Annotated in this window: 8 protein-coding genes; 4 read left to right on the forward strand and 4 right to left on the reverse strand. The window is 68.9% G+C overall.

Annotation, left to right across the window (positions count from 1 at the left end):
* Positions 1 to 9 precede the first annotated feature (9 nt).
* Entirely contained in the window at positions 10 to 990 is a 981-nt protein-coding gene (locus TSO352_RS01065; RefSeq protein WP_109105556.1) for a GDP-L-fucose synthase, read from the forward strand.
* A gap of 50 nt (positions 991 to 1,040) precedes the next feature.
* On the opposite strand, the gene TSO352_RS01070 is transcribed toward TSO352_RS01065, so the two are convergent.
* The gene (locus tag TSO352_RS01070) at positions 1,041 to 1,904 is read right to left on the reverse strand and encodes an FkbM family methyltransferase (RefSeq protein ID WP_109105557.1); all 864 of its coding nucleotides are present in this window, start codon (positions 1,902 to 1,904) and stop codon (positions 1,041 to 1,043) included.
* 113 nt (positions 1,905 to 2,017) lie between these two features.
* Positions 2,018 to 3,973 (reverse strand): tetratricopeptide repeat protein, encoded by a 1,956-nt coding sequence (locus TSO352_RS01075; RefSeq protein WP_109105558.1) that lies wholly within the window; start codon positions 3,971 to 3,973, stop codon positions 2,018 to 2,020.
* Between the two features lie 307 nt (positions 3,974 to 4,280).
* Between TSO352_RS01075 and TSO352_RS01080 the strand changes: the two genes are divergently transcribed.
* From TSO352_RS01080 to TSO352_RS01090, 3 genes are read left to right on the forward strand one after another with little or no spacing between them, the layout of a single operon-like run.
* On the forward strand, positions 4,281 to 6,437 hold the full coding sequence (locus TSO352_RS01080) for a peptidase domain-containing ABC transporter (protein WP_109105559.1): 2,157 nt from the start codon (positions 4,281 to 4,283) through the stop codon (positions 6,435 to 6,437).
* A gap of 12 nt (positions 6,438 to 6,449) precedes the next feature.
* On the forward strand, positions 6,450 to 7,868 hold the full coding sequence (locus TSO352_RS01085) for an HlyD family type I secretion periplasmic adaptor subunit (RefSeq protein WP_109105560.1): 1,419 nt from the start codon (positions 6,450 to 6,452) through the stop codon (positions 7,866 to 7,868).
* A gap of 33 nt (positions 7,869 to 7,901) precedes the next feature.
* The gene (locus tag TSO352_RS01090) at positions 7,902 to 9,221 is read left to right on the forward strand and encodes a tetratricopeptide repeat protein (RefSeq protein WP_247871821.1); all 1,320 of its coding nucleotides are present in this window, start codon (positions 7,902 to 7,904) and stop codon (positions 9,219 to 9,221) included.
* A 55-nt stretch (positions 9,222 to 9,276) separates the two neighbouring features.
* Here the strand turns inward: TSO352_RS01090 and TSO352_RS01095 are convergent, their stop codons facing one another.
* Both TSO352_RS01095 and TSO352_RS01100 read right to left on the reverse strand, forming a co-directional pair.
* Complete coding sequence (locus TSO352_RS01095) at positions 9,277 to 11,541, reverse strand: hypothetical protein (protein WP_109105562.1); 2,265 nt, start codon at positions 11,539 to 11,541, stop codon at positions 9,277 to 9,279.
* Between the two features lie 68 nt (positions 11,542 to 11,609).
* The gene (locus TSO352_RS01100) at positions 11,610 to 17,987 is read right to left on the reverse strand and encodes a glycosyltransferase (RefSeq protein WP_146210684.1); all 6,378 of its coding nucleotides are present in this window, start codon (positions 17,985 to 17,987) and stop codon (positions 11,610 to 11,612) included.
* Positions 17,988 to 18,102 lie beyond the last annotated feature (115 nt).

Below are 18,102 nucleotides of genomic sequence, written 5' to 3' on the forward strand. Positions count from 1 at the left end.
TCATTTGAGATGGTGCGGCAGGTGCGGACGGAAGCGCTTTTCCCCGTGGAGGGCAAACGGGTCTGGGTGGCCGGACATCGCGGGATGGCCGGCGCCGCCGTCGTGCGGCGGCTGGAGCGCGAGCCCTGCGAGCTGATCACCGTCGGCCGCGACCGCGTTGACCTGCGCCGCCAATCGCACGTCGAGGACTGGATGGCCGAGGCGAAGCCCGATCTGGTCTTCGTCGCCGCCGCCACCGTGGGCGGCATCCTCGCCAACTCCACCCGGCCGGCCGAGTTCCTTTACGACAACCTGGCGATCGAGACCAACATCATCCACGGCGCCTACCGGGCGGGCGTGAGCAAGCTGGTCTTCCTGGGCTCGTCCTGCATCTACCCGCGTCTGGCCGAGCAGCCGATGCGCGAGGACGCGCTGCTGACCGGCCCGCTGGAGCCGACCAACGAGTGGTACGCGATCGCCAAGATCGCCGGCATCAAGCTGTGCCAGGCCTACCGCCGCCAGTATGGCTGCGACTTCATCGCGGCGATGCCGACCAACCTCTACGGCCTGAACGACAATTTCGATCTCCAAGGCGGCCATGTCGCCGCGGCCCTGCTGGCCAAGATCCACCGCGCCAAGACCGAGGGGCTGCCCTTCGTCGAGCTGTGGGGCACCGGCGCGCCCAAGCGCGAGTTCCTGTTCGCCGACGATCTGGCCGACGGGCTGGTCTTCCTGGCCCGGCATTACTCGGACGAGCCGCACGTCAATGTCGGCACCGGGATCGAGGTGTCGATCCGGGAACTGGCCGAGCTGATCCGCGACGTCGTCGGCTATGAGGGCGACTTCCGTTACGATACCTCCAAGCCGGACGGCAGCCCGCGCAAGCTGATGGACGTCAGCCGGATGAGCGCGATGGGCTGGACCGCGCCCACCAGCCTGCGCGACGGCTTCGCCGCCACCTACCGCTGGTTCCTGGAGACGGCCGACCGTGGGGGGCTGCGCGGGCTGTAAGGCGCGGGGCCTTATGGCGGCTGTAAGGTGGGGCCTTGCGGCCCCCGGGCTCACAGGACGGGTTCGTGGTGTTCCGTCGGCCAGCCGGCGCTCACGTCCTCCGGCGTGCTGAACAGCAGGTTCAGGAAATAGCGCGACTGGATCGACGTGCCGGGCGGGATCAGCTTGGGCAGCGACCCGTCACGCTGCAGCAGGAAGGCCGAATAGCCGCACCCTTCCATGAGGGACCGCAGGCTGGCCTGTGAGCACCCCATCCGCTCCAGCCCGAACTCATGCAGCTCGGCGATGACGTAGGGCACCGTGTGGTCCCGGATCAGGGCGCCGGCGCCTTCCAGGATGCGCTGCTCGGCCCCTTCGGTGTCGATCTTGATCAGCCGGGGCGTGGGGAGGCCGGCCTCGGCGACGGCCTTTTCCAGGGTGGTCGCCTGCAGCGTGTGGGCGACCGGGTTTTCGCGCGACCGCCGGTTGGACGGATAGTGCCCGGGATCCCACAGGGCGTTGCCGCCGCTGTCGTCGCTGTTGATGAAGAAGCTGACCGGCCCCTCGCGGTCGGTGGCGGGGCGGTCGGAGACCGTCACATGGTCGAAGCGGTTGAGCGCGACGTTGGCCCTCAGCCGGGGCAGGTTGTTGGCCCCCGGCTCAATGCCGAGCACCCGTCCCGACGGCCCGGTGAGGGCGCCGAGCAGGACTGTGAAGAAGCCCGCGTTCGCGCCGACGTCGACCGCGCAGTCGCCGTCCCGGACCAGACGGATCAGCGCCAGCGACACGTCGGGCTCGTAGAAGCGGCCGTTGCGAACGCAGTCGCCGATCGTCCTCTCGTTGCTGAATCGCTCGTCGAGGTCGAGGGCGATCCGCAGCACCCGGTCGCCGGTCGGTCGATCCGGCAGATCCAGCGTGATGGTGATGACCGGCATGGACGGCGCTCCTGCGGGGATGGCGGGCGGTCGCCCGCCCACCTCTTCATACAGGGCGGTCTCCGCATCGGTAAATGCATCTTCTAGGTTTCCGGAGACGCCATCCGTCGCGCTCAGATGGTGGAGCGTGCCGTCCAATCGCGCCACATGGTGCGGTAGGCCGCCTCGACGCCGCGGGCGAAGCCCTGGTAGTCGGTCAGCGGGGCGGCGTCCAGCCGGTCGCGCATGCTCCGCCGCAGGGCGGACAGCCGCTCCGGATCGCCGGCGAGATCCACCGCCGTGGCGATGTAGCCGGCCTCGTCGGCGGCGATCAGGTCGGTCAGGCCGCAATGGGTCAGCAGGCTGGCGCCGACGCGGGAGACGTGGGTGTTCCCCGCCACCGTCACCACCGGCACGCCCATCCACAGCGCCTCGCAGGTGGTGGTGGTGCCGTTGTAGGGGAAGGGATCGAGGGCGATGTCGATGCGGTCGTAGGCGCGCAGATGCCCGTCGGCGGCGTGGATGCGGGCCAGCAGGTCGATGCGGCCGGCGGCGATGCCGTGCTGGACGAAGCTGTTGCGGTAGCGGTTGCGCGTCTCCTTGTCGCCCATCTGGGCGCTCTTGATGATCAGACGCGATCCCGGCACGCGCGTCAGGATCTCCGACCAGACGCGGACCACCTCCGCCGTCACCTTGGAGGTGTTGTTGAAGGAGCCGAAGGTGATGTGGCCGTTGGCGCGCGACGGCGGCTCGGCCGGCGGCGCCACGTCGACCGGTGGCCGGTAGCTGTGGAAGCCATGGGGCAGGCGGACGATGCGCTCCACGCTCAGCCGGTCGGCGACGCCCTCAGGATCGGCGATGGCATCGCTCAGCCGCCAGTCGATCGCCCGCATGCCAGTGGTGTCGGGGTATCCCAGCCAAGTGACCTGGACCGGGGCCGGCTTGCGGGCGAACAGCGTCAGCCGGTTGCCCGCGGTGTGGCCGGTCAGGTCGACCAGGATGTCGATGCCGTCCTGTTCGATCAAGGCGGCGGCGCGGGCGTCGTCCACCCCGACCAGCGAGCGCCAGCCGCTCGCCAGCCCCTTCAGCCGTTCGGTGACGACGTCGGTGCGGGTGGCGGCGTGGTAGCAGAAGACCTCGAAGCCGCTGCGGTCGTGCGCGCGGATCAGCGGCTCGGCGAAGAAGGCGACGGAATGGGCGCAGAAGTCGGGCGAGACGTAGCCGACGCGCAGCCGCCGGTCCGGGTCGCGCGGGTTCGCGTGCGGCTTGCCGGCGGGCAGCAGCGGGTCGGTGTGGCGCTGCCCCCAGACCGCGTGCGCCTTGAAGATGGTCTCGGCTGGGACCGCCGGGGTGTAGTGCAGCGCCAGCAGCAGGTTGGAGTGCATCAGGGCGTGGTTGGGATGGGCCTCCAGCCCCTTCTGGAAGACGGCGATCGCCTCCTCGATGCGGCCCATCTCCTTCAGCGTCTCGCCCAGATTGTTCCAGGCCTCGGCCGAGGCCGGGTTGGCCTTCAGCGCGGCGACGAAGCATTCGCCCGCCCGGCTGAGCTCGACGGCGCCCTTGTGCAGGTCGCCCAGGTTGCACAGCGCCTCCGCCATGTTGGGCTTGAGGCGCAGCGCCTCGCCGTAGCCAGCCTTGGCGCCGTCGCGGTCACCGCGGTTGCGCAGGATGTTGGCGAGGTTGAAGTGGGCTTCGGCGTAGTCGGGCTTGAGCGTGATAGCGGTGCGCAACGCCGCCTCCGCCTCCGCCGCGCGGCCCATGTCGAGCAGCAGGCAGCCGTGGTTGCTGTGGACAAAGGGGTCGGTGGCGTTGCGGGTCAGCGCCCGGCGGTAGCAGCCCAGCGCCTCCTCCCAGTCGCCGCGGGCGCGCAGGATGATGGCGAGGTTGTTGTTGGCGTTGGGGTGTCCCGGATCGGCGGTCAGCACGGCGCGGTAGCCGGCCTCCGCCTCGGCGGTCCGGCCGGCCCGGTGCAGGGTCAGCGCCTGGCCGAACGCGGCCTCGGCCGACGCCGCGCCCGGCACCGGCCGGACGGGAAGGGCCGGGGCTGCCGGGCGCTTGGCTTTGGTCGGCTTGCGTGAAGACTTTTTCATCGGGACCGCCCGCTTGGCTTTGTGCCGTTCCGTCGAGGAGTTCGTCGAAGGGGTCGATAGCAACGACCGTGCCGTGTCCGCAAGCGGCATATCGCCCACCGGGCCGATTCGGGACAGATGACTTGCCGCTGTCACGCCACTTCTGCTATTTCAGCGGTACCGCGTGAGTAGGCATCGTCCGCCGGATCGTACACACACGCCCCGTCGCGCACCCGGTATGGAGCGCATGGTCGATCGAGACCGGGTGACCGAACGGTATGCAGACCTTGCTTTCGCGACGCTTTTTTCATCCTCTACGGCGGATCCCATGACCCTTGCTGCGGAAGTTCCGTGCGCCCACACCGGGCTGCATTCCCTGGCCGCGGTCGCGCGTCAGCGTGGCCTCGACGTTTCGGCCGAGCGGCTTCAGCACAGCAACGTGATCGGGAATGAAGAGCTCGACACGGCGCGGCTTCTGCGCGTGGCCAAGTCGATCGGCCTGAAGGCCGAGGCGACGACGCTGGACTGGGAGGATTTGGGCAAGCTGCAGGACGCCTTCCCCGCCATCCTGCGCCTGCGCAACGGCAACTCGATGGTGGTCGTCGGCTTCGGCAAGCAGGGCGACACCGATGTGGCGATCCTCCAGGATCCGCTGGCCGGCCAGGAAAGCATCCTGCCGGTCGACCGCATCCGGCTGAGCCAGGCCTGGGCCGGCGAGATCGTGCTGCTGAAGCGCGACTACGCGCTGACCGACGCCGAGCAGCCCTTCGGCCTAAAATGGTTCGTGGTGGAGATCCTGCGCCACAAGCGCATCTTCCGCGACATCGGCATCGCGGCGATCCTGATGAGCCTGTTCGCGCTCGCGGTGCCAATCTTCTTTCAGCTGGTGGTCGACCGCGTGCTGGTCCACCGCAGCCTGGGCACTCTGACGGTGTTGATGGTCGGCATGGTCGGCGTCATCCTGTTCGAGACGGCCTTCTCCTATCTGCGCCAGTACCTGATGCTCTACGCGACGAAGAAGATCGACGCGAAGATGAACGTGCAGGTCTTCAACAAGCTCATCAGCCTGCCGATGCATTATTTCGAGCGGACGCCGTCCGGTGGCATCGTCAAGGGTATCCAGCAGGCCGAGCGGATCCGCAATTTCCTGACCGGCCAGCTCTTCATGACGCTGCTGGACACGGTGTCGCTGATCATTTTCCTGCCGATCATGTTCATGTACAGCGTGTCGCTGACCTTCCTGGTTCTGGTCTTTTCGCTGCTGATGGCGCTCAACATCGGCATCATGATCCCGCTGATCAAAGGCCGGATGACGGAGCTGTACGAAGCCGAAGTGCGCCAGCAGTCCTTCCTGATCGAGAACATCCACGGCATGCGCACGGTGAAGTCGCTGGCGCTCGATGCCCGTCAGAAGCAGGAGTGGGACCACCGCGTCGCCCGCGCCGCCGAGCAGCGCTTCGATGTCGGCCGCATCATGATCATCGGCCAGTCGGTCGCCATGCCGCTCAACCAGCTGATGATGGCCTGCCTGCTCGGGCTTGGCACCTATCTGGCGCTGAACGGTTCGCTGATGATGGGGGCGCTGATCGCCTTCTACATGCTGGCCGGCCGCGTCACCCAGCCGCTGATGCAGATGGCCCAGCTGGTGCAGCAGTTCCAGGAAGTGTCACTCTCGATCAAGATGCTGAGCGGGATCATGAACCACCCGCCCGAAGAAGGGCGCACCGGCCGCGGCCTGCGCGCGCCACTGCGCGGCACGGTCGAGTTCCAGGACGTCCGCTTCCGCTACGCCGCCTCGGCGCCGCCGGCGCTCGACGGCGTGAACTTTACCGCGGCGGAGGGCACAATCCTCGGCGTGATGGGGCGCAGCGGCTCGGGCAAGACGACGCTGACCCGCCTGCTGCAGGGGCTGCACCGGGCACAGGAAGGGCTGATCCGCATCGACGGCCGCGACATCCGCGAATACGACCTCGACCATCTGCGCGCCTCGATCGGCGTGGTTCTGCAGGACAATTTCCTGTTCACCGGCACCATCCGGGAGAATGTCTCCGCCGCCAAGCCGGGGGCGACCACCGAGGAGATCCTGAAGGTGATCCAACTCGCCGGCGCCGACGAGTTCGTCGAACGGCTGCCCAAGGGGCTGGACACCATGCTGGAGGAAGGCTCGGCCAACCTGTCGGGCGGTCAGCGCCAGCGTCTGGCCATCGCCCGGGCGCTGCTGACCAACCCGAAAGTCCTGATCATGGACGAGGCGACCTCGGCCCTCGACGCCGAGAGCGAGGCGATCGTCCAGGCCAACCTGATGGGCATCGCCCGCGGCCGCACCGTGATCATGATTTCGCACCGCCTGTCGTCGCTGGTCCCGTCGGACACCATCCTGGTGATGGACCGCGGCAAGGTGGTCGACAGCGGCCGCCACGACGAACTGCTGGGCCGTTGCGACATCTACCAGCATCTCTGGCACCAGCAGAACCGGCACATCTAGGAGAGCGCCCCCGTGACCGCCCAGAAGCTCGCCTCCATCCAGCCGGTGCGCGTGCCCGCCAACGATGCCGGTTCGCAAAACCGTGACGTGCCCCAGAGCAAGCGCGACAAGGCGCGCGGCAAGGCGCTGGTCGGCGCGTTCCAGAAGGACACGGAGGCGATCCAGAACGCCCCCGATCCCTTCCTGGCGCGCGTCACGCTCCACCTGCTCGGCCTGTTCGTCATCGGGCTGATCGCCTGGGCCACGCTGTCCTACCTGGACAAGATCGTCGTCGCCCAGGGCAAGATCGTCTCGACCGAGGCCAACGTGATGGTCCAGCCGCTGGAAATGGCGGTGATCAAGAAGATGCTGGTCCGCGAAGGCGACGTCGTCCGCAAGGGCCAAACCCTGGCGACGCTGGACCCGACCTTCACCCAGGCCGACGTGCAGCAGCTGGAATCCCGTCTCGCCGCCGCCGACGCGCAGATCGCCCGGCTGCGGGCAGAGCATGACGGCAAACCCTACACCGTGACCGAGGACCGCTACGGCTACGGCACGCTCCAGCACGCCCTGTGGCGGGAGCGGCAGGCGCAGTACACCTCGCAGATGCAGAACTTCGAGGAGAAGCTCGCGCGCCTGCAGTCCAACGTCGCCAAGTACGAGATGGACCGCCAGCATCTGAACGAGCGGCTGAAGGTGGTTCGCGAGATCGAGACGATGCGTTCCACCCTGCTGGCCAGCCAGGTCGGCAGCCGGTTGAACCTGTTGCAGGCGACCAGCGACCGCATCGACATCGAGCGCAACCTCGTTCTCAACCAGAATGAACTGCAGGGCAACCGCCATGACCTGCAGGCGCTGCTGGCCGAGCGCGACGTCTTCATCCAGCAGTGGAACGGCAAGATCATCGAGGAGCTGACCACCCAGAGCAACGAGCGCGAGGCCTTGCGCGAGCAGCTGATCAAGGCGCGCAAGCGCCAGTCGCTGGTCCAGCTCGACGCACCGACCGACGCAATCGTGCTGGAGGTGTCGCCCAAGGCCGCCGTCGGCTCGATCGCCAAGGAGGCCGAGCCGCTGTTCACCCTAGTGCCGGTCGGCGCCACGATGGAGGTCGAGGCCAGCATCGACGCCCGCGACCTCGCCTTCGTCCAGGTCGGCGACAAGGTGCGGGTCAAGCTTGAGGCTTACCCCTATCTTCAGCACGGCGCGCTCGACGGCGAGGTGGCGACGATCAGCGAGGACTCCTTCACCAGCAAGGATGACCAAGCCAGGTCGCTCTTCTACCGGGTGCGGGTCAAGCTGCTGACCACGTCGCTGGAGAATGTGCCGTCGAACTTCCGTCTGATCCCCGGCATGCCGCTGGCGGCCGACATCAAGGTCGGCGAGCGCCGCATCATCACCTATTTCCTCCGGCCCATTCTACGCGGGGTCGATGAAAGCCTGCGGGAGCCTTAAATCGTGTTCGGCAAGCGGAAACGCACCACATCTATGACCTCCAAGAAGCCGGACTTCCAGCGCGGGCTTGCCGCCTTCGAGGCGGAGGACTACGCCGGCGCCGTGGCCGACTGGCTGCCGCTGGCCGAGCGCGGCGACGCCGAGGCGCAGTACCGCATGGGCCAGCTCTACGCCCGCGGCCAGGGGGTGGTGCGCGACTTCGGCGACGCCGCCCACTGGTTCCGCAAGGCGGCTGAGCAGGGCCACACCGAGGCGCAATTCTCGCTCGGCCTGTGCTACGCCAACGGCGAGGGGGCGGCGCAGGACAACGCCTTGCCGGTGCGCTGGTACAAGACCGTGGCCAAGGTCAGCCCGTCCGCCGCCGAGGCCAACCTGGCGCTGCTCTACCCCAACGGGCTGGGCATCGGGCCGGACATCGCCCAGGCTCTGCATTGGTGCCGGCTCGCGGCCGAGGGCGGCCACGCCGAGGCCCAGCACCATGTCGGGCTGTTCCACGCCTTCGGCCAGGGCGTGCCGCAGGACCTCGCCGCCGCCGCTGACTGGTACCGCAAGGCCGCCGAGCAGGGCTACGCCGTGGCCCAGCACGCGCTCGCCTCGCTCTACGCCAACGGCCAGGGGGTGGAGCGCGACCTCGACCAGGCGGTCGCCTGGTACGGCCGCGCCGCCGGCCAGGGCTACGTCAACTCCCAGTTGGCGCTTGCCATCATGCACGAACATGGCACCGGCGTGGAGGTCGACCCGGCCAGGGCGGCGGATCTGTACCGTCAGGCGGCCGAGCAGGGCCATCCGGTGGCTCAGGTCAATCTGGGCCTGCTGTACGCCCGCGGTCACGGGGTGCCCAAGGATTACAGCGAAACCCTCAAATGGTGCCGCCGGTCGGCCGAGCAGGGCAACGTCAACGCCCAGTTCAACCTCGGCCTGATCCATTCCAACGGGCTGGCCGGCCCGCCCGACTACACCGAGGCGGCGGTCTGGTACCGCAAGGCGGCGGCGCAGGGCAATGTTGGCGCCCAGGTCAACCTGGGTTTGATGCTGGCGCACGGCTGGGGCGGCCGACCGGATCTGGTCGAAGGGGTGGACTGGCTGCGCAAGGCGGCGGCGCAGGGGCACAGCGGTGCCATGACCAACCTGGGGGCGCTGTACGCCAGCCGCGACAGCAAGGCCTACAACCCGGTCCAGGCCTATGTCTGGACCATCATGGCCGCCGCCGCCACCCAGCCCGGCCCCGAGCGCGAGGGGCTGGAGGCCAAGGCCCATGAACTGGGGGCCGACCTCAGCAGCGAGGATCGGCACAAGGCCCAAGTCGTCATGGAAGAGTGGAAGAAGAACCCAAAGTCGGTGGCGATGGCCTGACCGGCCCGGAAAAGCCGATCCCGATGGCCCGGGGCAATGGCCAGGACCGTCGATATTACCCTCCCTCTTCCCGTTGCAACCGCTCCACGACCTCCATGATCAGGCGTTGGGCCTCGACCATGCGGCGCCGGCCGGATGTCATTTCCTGTTCGGCCAGTTCGGAGAAGGACGGATCGTCGCGGGGAGCATAGTCCGGCATGCGACCCTCGGCCATGCCGTATTGCACGAAATGGCTGTAGCCATCGGGAAAATTCCCAGCCAGGACGGCGCTGCGGACATCCGGATTGGCGGTCAGGTAGGCCTCCTCGTCGAACGGCAGACGGCGCCCCGCTTCCTGGTGGATCTGCCGGTAGGTCAGCACTCCGTCGAGTGGGGCGGGGGTCGGTAGTCCGATCCGTTTCAGCAGCGTGAGCAGGCAGAGATCGGCAATGCGGTCGGTCGACCGCTCCGCCCGAATCGCGTCGACGTCCGGCATGCCAGCCACGTCCGTTCCGCCATGCAGGCGCCCAATGGCATCCAGCCAGGCGGCCTCGCTGTTCTGCACCAGCAGTCCGGCCGGCAGCGTGCTGGAGGCATGGGCGGAGCAGGCGGAGTAAATCCCGCGATGGCCGGACGCGCCGAACAGCATCATCCTTTCGTCGCCTGGAAGCGTGCCGTTGCACTCGACCCCGTCATCCACCGGAGCCAGGGCGATCAGCGGCCCGCACTGCAACAGCGAGTTCAGGATCGCCGACGGTGTCGTCGCCGCCTGGACCCGGATATCCGGAATGAAGCGGAAGAAATCCGGGTCGGGTGGACCAAACCACAATATCGGCAGTCCATAGCGTGCGGACGCCTTGGCAATCGCGGTCAGGACCGGTCCCTTCGACGCGGCGAGAGGCAATCCGGCGGTGGCGTCCATCACCATGGCGACGGGCCGTCCGATTGGCGGTGGTGGTGCGCTCGGCAGATCGAGGGCGGGCGGCAGCAAGACGCCCCGCCGATCCGGATCCATCCGGTCCAAGAGCCCGAAGAACGACGCGCACAGGGTCGTTTGCTCTCCCAGCAGGCGGCGTAGCGTGTTCCCGACCTCGCCCGGCGCGCCGCCCACGGCTCCCTCCAGATGCAACCCCCGCCGTTCGGTCGTCAGCAGAAGTGCTTCCGCCATGGATCGGCTGGGCGTGCCGCAGACCAACACGGCATCATAGAGGTTCCCGGATGACGGTCTGCCGTAAAGCTCGGCCACTGGAGGGGCGACCGCTGTAGTTTCCCGCAGCACCGTCAGGCCATCCAACCGTCCACGGCGGATCAGTGAAGCGAACAGGGGAAGAAGCGCGTCCACCCGCCGGCGGCCCGCTTCGCCCCCGGCCACCAGCAGAACACTTTCCACAGCCGGCCCGGTGGAGAGGCCGGAGAGACGGAGGGGAGCCGGTCTGGTCAACGCGCGCAGGGCGAGCGTGGCACTCGGCGGTCCTGCCGGGATCGACAGGGACACCTGCCGGGCGGTCAGATCGCGCAGGATGGCCGCTCCGTCCTCCTCGCCGTTCCAACTCAGCAGCCCGATGCCGTTCCGGGCACAGATGGCGCGCCGCATCGCGGTGGCCAGGAAAGGCTCGCCGCAGACGGGAAAGGGGTCAAGCATCACGGCGGTGTCGCACAGCAACGTCCTGAGCGTCTCCGGGATGGGATCCGCCAGAAGAGACGTGTGCGCCGGCAGCGACTGGGGCAACGGAGTGACGGAGCGGAAGGGCAGATGCACCAGAGCGATGGAAAGCCCGGCCTGCATCAACGCGCCGGTGAGTTCTCCGAGAGCCTGTGCCTGGGGAGCCAGAAGGGCAAGATCGCCCATCAGGAGAACCGTGCGGGCCTTTGGCGAGCGGTCGACCCGCAACGCCGCCGGGCAGTCGGCCGGCAGGCGGTGCAGGGGGGTGCCGGCGGGCAGGATGACATGGGCCAGGTCGGCCTGCCCGGCGTTCAGGATGAAGCCGCCGGCGGCATCCGCCGTCTTCCAGGCGGCTCGCGCCGCGTCCATCCCGCCGCCTGCGGTGTCCAACCCCGCCACGTCGCAGAATTTGCGGACCAGGGGATGGGCATAAGGCGGCAGGGCGAACTGTTCGGGCGTCAGCCACACCGCCGCGCCAGGGCGGTGGTCGCGCAGAAGAGCGGTTTGCGTTCCGCCCGCGTCGGTCCTTTGGCAAGCGTCCGGCAGGGTGGATATGGTCGCGTTCAGCTTCAGGGCCAGGAGCGCTTCCGCGATCTGGCTGCTGCGGCAGGACGCGACGGTGACGGTCTGGCCGTCCTTCAGGCGCAAGCCGCTGGCGAAGACATGGACGGTCGGCATAGCTTTCCTTCGACGGCAAAACGGCGGGCCGATCTCCGGATCGGTGCCGGCGACGTCAGGCCCTTCTGTCAGACAAGGCAGGGAGAGTCCACATTCGGCTGCGGTTCGTCCTGCGGATATCGGAACGGCGTCCGGCGCGGTGGGAAGGCCAAGGCGGCATCCGTCGTCTCCAGCGTCAGGTTGGGATTGTAGTAGGGGTCCTCGGCCAAGGCATCGCCCCAGCGCGCCCGCAGGGCCTCAGCCTCTGCTTCAGGCGTCGGTGGGGCGGCATCTCGGCAGACCATCTGGGCGAGCGGCGTGTATAGGCAGCGGAAACCCAGGACCGCCAGACGCAGGCAGAGGTCGACGTCGTGCAGCGCCTGCGGCAGATTTTCGTCGAAGCCGCGGGCCTCCATGAAGCGATCCCGCCGCATCGCCATGCAGGAGACCGACACGGACGACACCGTCTGACGCAGCACGGCCCGCCCGCCGGGTCCGACCATACCGATATACTGGCCCGCATAGGCCGCGGTTCCGTGGCTCTCACCGCCGAGCCGGTAGCCGGCATAGCGGACAAGGCCGTTCGCCGTGACCATCCGTGCACCGACGGCGCCGATCCCCGGTGCCATGGATTGACGCACCAGTTCGGGCAGCCAGATGCGGTGCATCGGCTTGATGTCCTCGTCGAGGAAAACCAGAACCTCGCCGGTCGCCGCCCTGGCTGCGGCGTTGCGCAGGCTGGCCGGTCCCCCATCCAGCGGGAGCAGCCGCAGGTTCCGCCACCCCTTTGCCGCCTTGGCCAGGGCGGAGGACGAGGCGACGGGGCAGGTCACAATCACCTCGGCGAAGGACCGGGCGGTGGATCGGCGCAGGGATGCGAGGGTATCGGAGAGCTTGGCCGGTTCACCGCGAGAGGAAAGAATCAGCGTGACCTTCGGCCATGCCTCCAGCCTGGGCCGCAGGTGCAGGAAGGGCGGCTGCAGGCTGGGACAGGCGCGGGCCTTCAGCCCCCGCCGCTTCAGCGATGCTTCCAGGCCCTTGCGCATGGCGTCGGCCGCATAGTCCTTCTCGTCGATCCTCAGGGCGGTGGAACCCGGAACGGCCCGCCAATGGTAAAGGACATGCGGGATGTGGCGCACCGACGTCGGCGGGCTGTGTTCGATCACCCGCAAAGCGAGGTCGTAATCCTGCGACCCTTCCAGCCCGATGGTGAAGCCGCCGAGACGGCGCATCAGGTCGATGCGGTAGACCCCGAGATGGCTGATGCAGTTCTGCGCGGCCAGGAGATCCGGGTTGAAGCCACCCTTGAAATAGGGTTCGAACCGCTCGCCGGTCTCGTCGATCTTGTCCTCGTCGCTGAAGATCAGAGTCGCTTCGGGGTTTGCCAGGATCTCCTCGGCCACCAGAAGCAGGGCGTGCTCCCTCAGCAGGTCGTCATGGTCGAGCAGGACCGCGAACTCGCCCGTCGCCAGTTCCAGCGCGCTGTTGCTGGCGGCGGAGATGTGGCCGTTGACGGGGCGGCGGACGATGCGGATGCGGTGGTCGGCGCGGCTTTCCTCCTCCAGCACCGCGGCGACCGTCGGATCGGTGGAGGCGTCGTCGGCGATGCACAGCTCCCAATCCGGGTAGATCTGCCGGCGAACCGAGGCGATGGCTTCGCGCAGCAGGGGCTCCGGCGTGTTGTAGACCGGCATCAACACCGACAGCAGCGGCCGGCGGGGCAGGGCGTCGCGGCGCGCCCGCAGGGCCTCCCGGTCGGACGGCGTCAGGGTGTCGTAGCGCTCGACCCAGGCGCGGTAGGTCCGGCACAGGTCGACTTTCATCGGGCTGCCCGGCAGCTCCTGGCCGGTGCCGGCGATCCGGACCCGGATTTCCGCCACCGCGGACTCCGTCCCGGGCGGCGGCGGCGGCGGCCGGCAGCGGAAGCCGCTGGCAAGGCGCACCGCATTGATCGCTTCCAGGTCGGGGCGGTGGACGTCGGCCGTGAGAGTCCTGTAGGGACGCCTGTCCACCAGGATGTCGACACGGACCGGTGTGTCGGGGGTCCTCTCGTCGTAGGCCCAGCCGACGATGTCGCCATCCGCCGCGAACGTCACATGCCCGCGCCAGGACGGCCCTGCTTCCGGCTGGATGGACAGCGGCGACCCCGGCACATGCTGGCCGGTGGCGGCGACGACGAAGGCGATCCGATGCGGCTTGCCGTCGCACAGGGCGTCGGGGATCGGCCAGGAGAACCCGTGCCGCTCGGACCCGATGCCGACCAGCTTCAGGCCGGATCGCAGCCGGTCGGCGGTCACCATGGCCCAGACCTCGCCGTCCACCAGCACCGCCAGCTCGACCGGCCGGGCGGCCCGCGCGGTGTTGCAGCACCAGCCCGAAATGGTCCGCCCATTCACCCCGTCCATCTGGCCGATGCAATGGCCGGCCGGATCGGGCTGTTGGAAGCGCAGGGGCTTGGCGTTCAGCATCATGCCGCCGTCGGCGATGGCCAGATCGATGCGATGCGGCTTGCCGTCGCACAGCTCGGCCGGCAGGGTCAGGCAGAAGCCGCCGCGACGGGGTTCCCCCGCCCCGGCCTTCGGCCGCTCCAGGTTCGCGGCGAGCCGGTAGCGTGGACGACCGTCGACCAGAACAACCACCCGCTGCGCCTCGTCCGGCCGGGTGGGATCGAACGCCCAGCCGGAGATCTGGTTCTGGACCATCCAGTCCACCCCACCCTGGGGACGCGGAGTGGCTGCGGACACGGGCGTGCCAACGGGGACAGGGGCCGCCGCGGGCGCGCTTGTGGAAGCCGAAACGGGAGCCGGAACAGGGGTGGCAATGGGAGAGGGGGCGGGAGTCGAAGCGGGCTGCGCCGTCTGCGGAACCGCCGCCGGCGCGTCCTGGGGCGCCTCTTCCGCTTCCGCCGCCCTCTCCTTGGCGGAGGATGCCGCTGGGGATGGCGCGGGAGCCGGCGCCGGCGTTTCCACGGCCTTCCGGGCGACCGTGCTGGCGGATGCGGCGGTGCGCACCGGCTTGCTCCGTTCCAGCGTCTCGTCGAGGAGGGCGCTCCAGGCCGCCAGATAGCGGTCGTGGTTGAACAGGTCGAGGGCGGTCAGCCGCGCCCGTTCACCGATCCGCCGGGCCGCATCGCGGTTGCGGCAGAGATGAACCAGGTAATCCGCCAGCTCCTCCGGCGACTCCCCGCAGAAGCCGTTGACGCCGTGGCGGATGAACAGGTCCACGTCGTCGCTGCGCAGGCACACCGGGACGACGCCGCACAGCATCGCTTCGGCGCGCGACCGCGGCATCGGCGAGCGCCGCGTGGTGTCGAGATAGGCGGTGAAGCTGCGGATGCGGTCGATGTAGCCGCGGAACTTGGATCGGGCGTAGTCGTTCGTTTGCCGCGGCCACAGGCCGCCGTCCTGGTTGGCCGCGGTTTCCACCTGGATGTCGGCCGGCAGGCGGCCCATGACCCGCTCATGCTCGTAGGCGCCCCGGTAATGAGGGCGCTCCCACATCGACGCCCCCAGGGCCAACACGTCCCGCTCGTAGACGGCGGCGGGATATTCCTGAGGGTCGAAGCCGTGCCAGATCACCCGGCTGTCCGCAAACCCCCATTCCGCCTTCGCCTGCCAGGCATTGAGCACGACCGGGATGCTCCGTTCCGCCAGCAGGTCGACCAGTGCCTGCCGTTCGGTCTCGTGGATGCGGAAACGGTCGATCGGGCCGCGCGCCCTGCCATACTGTCCGACGAAAGCCGGGGTGCCGTGGCAAAGGGCGATCTTGGGCAGCGGCACGTTGGCCAGGAACCAGCGGAAGGCGTTCCCCCAATCGTCGGGAAGGGCGCCGGCCCCCAGTTGCGGAGCCAGGACATTCTCGTCGAAATGCAGGATGGCGACGTCGTATTTCGACGGGTCGAGCTCCTCCATGTCGATGAAGTGGACATTCGGGTGCAGGGGGCGCTGCTCGTAATCCCAGCGGTCGGTCAGGCCTGGTCCCAGGCCGCGCACCAGGGTGAACTCGTGCGGCAGCTTGTACAGCTCGTACTGGTGCCCGCAATGCCAGCGGTAGGACAGCACGCGCAGGGGCTTGTGCGCCGCCCGGCGCAGGGCCGGGGAGGCGACGGCCACGCCGAAGCGCGACTTCAGCTCCGCATAGGCAGGCGTGTGCAGGCAGTCTCCCTGGCGGTCTTCCGCGCGGATGGCTTCCAGGATGCTGCCGGCTTCGGCCACCGCCCAGCGCCGTGCGACCAGCGCCAGTTCGGGATAGGGCCGGAACAGGCTGTTGAAGCCCTCCATCCGGCGCTCTTGCGGGGTGAACCCGTCGGCGGGGGTTTCATCCGCGGCCTTGGCGCCGTCCGCCGCCCCTTCGCCTGTCGTCGACCGGACGGCGAAGGCATGTTCCGTCCGGCCGAAGCGTGCACCGGCCCGGTAGAGCAGGTAACCCAGGACCAGATCGCCGAAGCGGTTTCGGCTGTCCCAGTCCTGGCCTTCCACCGCGGTGGGGGCGCCGTCCTCCTGCGGAACGGCGAGGCTGCGCAGCAGGGCCGACTTGACCGACAGGGTCCCGGCGGCGACGTTGAGGAAGCCGTCCGGCTGCACCGGATCCTGCATTCTGATGCGGTCGCGGGCGTGGTTGGCGTCGGCCTCCAACTCCTCCAGCAGGCGGGCGGGGTTGCGGCCCTCCGCCGCCACCGGCGGGGCTCCCATCACGGCGTCGAAATCGGGATGGCGGTGCGCGAAGGCGTGGGCCGCCAGGAAGTCGCGGTTGATCTGGAGACCGGCATCAAGGACGAGGCAGACGTCCGCGCCCGTCAGGACGGCGGCCTGGATCAGGCGCCGGCCCCGCGACGCCCCGCCGCCGGCCGGTGCGGTGTCGTCCACCGCCCGGTCCACCACCCGGATGTCCAGCCGGGTGTGGCGGTCGCGCTGACCCCACAGCTGGGTCCGGATGCGGAAATCCTCCGACGAGCCGGGATCGCTCAGCAGGAGCAGGCTGACCGGGCCGCCATAGCTCTGGCCGGTCACGGTGTTGAGAACCGTCTCGAACGCATCCTCGTCACCGGGCAGGTCGCAGACCACCGCGATGTGCGGCAGGGCGGCGGCAAGCGCCGCGTTGCGGAGGCTGCGCAGATCCGGCACCGGGTCGGGGCGGCCGTCCGCCCAGGTGGCCCGGCCGTCCGATCCGGCGACGAAGGCGTGGCGGCAGCGTCGGGCGGTCTGGAGCGGTGCGGTCAGCGCCCGCTGCAGCCCTCCGTCCAGCCGCAACCGGGCCGCAGGCTGGCCGCCGCCGGTGCCGAGATGACCGGTGTCGATATGGATGGTGCAGACCAGTCCGGCATCCAGCAGGGCAACCGTCTCGTCATAAAGGCGGGTGGCTTCGCCCGCCTGCGGATGCAGGTCGACGAACAGGACGACATCCTGCGCGGACAGCCGCGGCAGGAGCCTGGCCCAGCCCCCGTCCGGCAGGGTCTGCAGATCGATGGTATGATCGGGAAAGGCGCGGCCGAGAAAGGCCGTCACTGATCCCGGTCGGGGATGGTCGTCCGGCAGCAGCGCGCAGATCCGCAGATACCCTTGCCCATGCGGGGTCATGCCCCGGGCGGCACGCGACCGCTCCACATATTGCGCCAAGCCGGTTTCCGCGCCCCGAAGCCCCAGGACGGGGGTGGGTGGACGGGCGGGAAGGCCCTCGCGGTTGACCAGCACGCAGTTGCAGTCGTCCGCCGCCGCCGTGGGCGAGGTCAGGCTGACGCGATAGGTCTCCCCGACCTGGAGCGGGATTCCCGAAAGATCGAAATCGACATACTGAGCCACCGGCCGGGGCATCGGCCGGATCGAGCGCATCAGCAGAAGATTGCCGTCCTTGTCGTGCAGCTCGAGCTGCAGCGGCACAGTGCCGCGTGCCATCCGCGGGGCGACGCGGATGCCCAGCGCATCGACGCCGACGGCCGGAGCCTCGAAACCGAACTCCAGGCTGGAATGGGAATAGACGGGCAGCGGAATCAGGCCGAAGCGCTTCTCCAGCCACTCTTCGGTCGTGACCTGCATGTGGGCGCCATGCTCGAGCCATTGCAGGCGCCACATCGGCTCCCGGCGGACGGCCGGGGTGACTTCGATGGACGGTTCCGGGCAGGCGGCGGCGGTCAGGCAGCCCCAGACGCCGAAGCCGCCCTGCGGGGCGTCTCCGTCCGGCCGCAGCATGACGCGATAAAGGCGCTTTTCCCGCAACGGCGCACCGATCAGGTCGAACAGGGCGGCTCCGTTGCCCTTGGATGGCGGCACGGTCAGCTGGGCGGTGTGGAGGATCTGTTCGGCGATCCCGTCGCCCGACGGCTCGAAGGAGCTGATCGTCAGGGTCAGCCCGCATGGATCGGCCAGCCCCCGGCTGTCCAGCTCCAGCGCCAGGGCGTGAATCCCGCTCTGCCCGCGGATGGTGAAGGCCAGCCCGTCCGCGCCCAGGGGCTGCTGGACGGGGGCGCTCATTCCCGCCGCCACTCCCGCGGTCGCCGCGTTGACGACATACCGGATGACTTGGCCATCCTCGTGGCGGATCAACTGATGGAGGGGAAGGAACTCTGCGCGCTTCGCGACGTGGGAC

The organism is Azospirillum sp. TSO35-2, from assembly GCF_003116095.1.
In the GTDB taxonomy this organism is placed as follows: Bacteria; Pseudomonadota; Alphaproteobacteria; order Azospirillales; family Azospirillaceae; genus Azospirillum.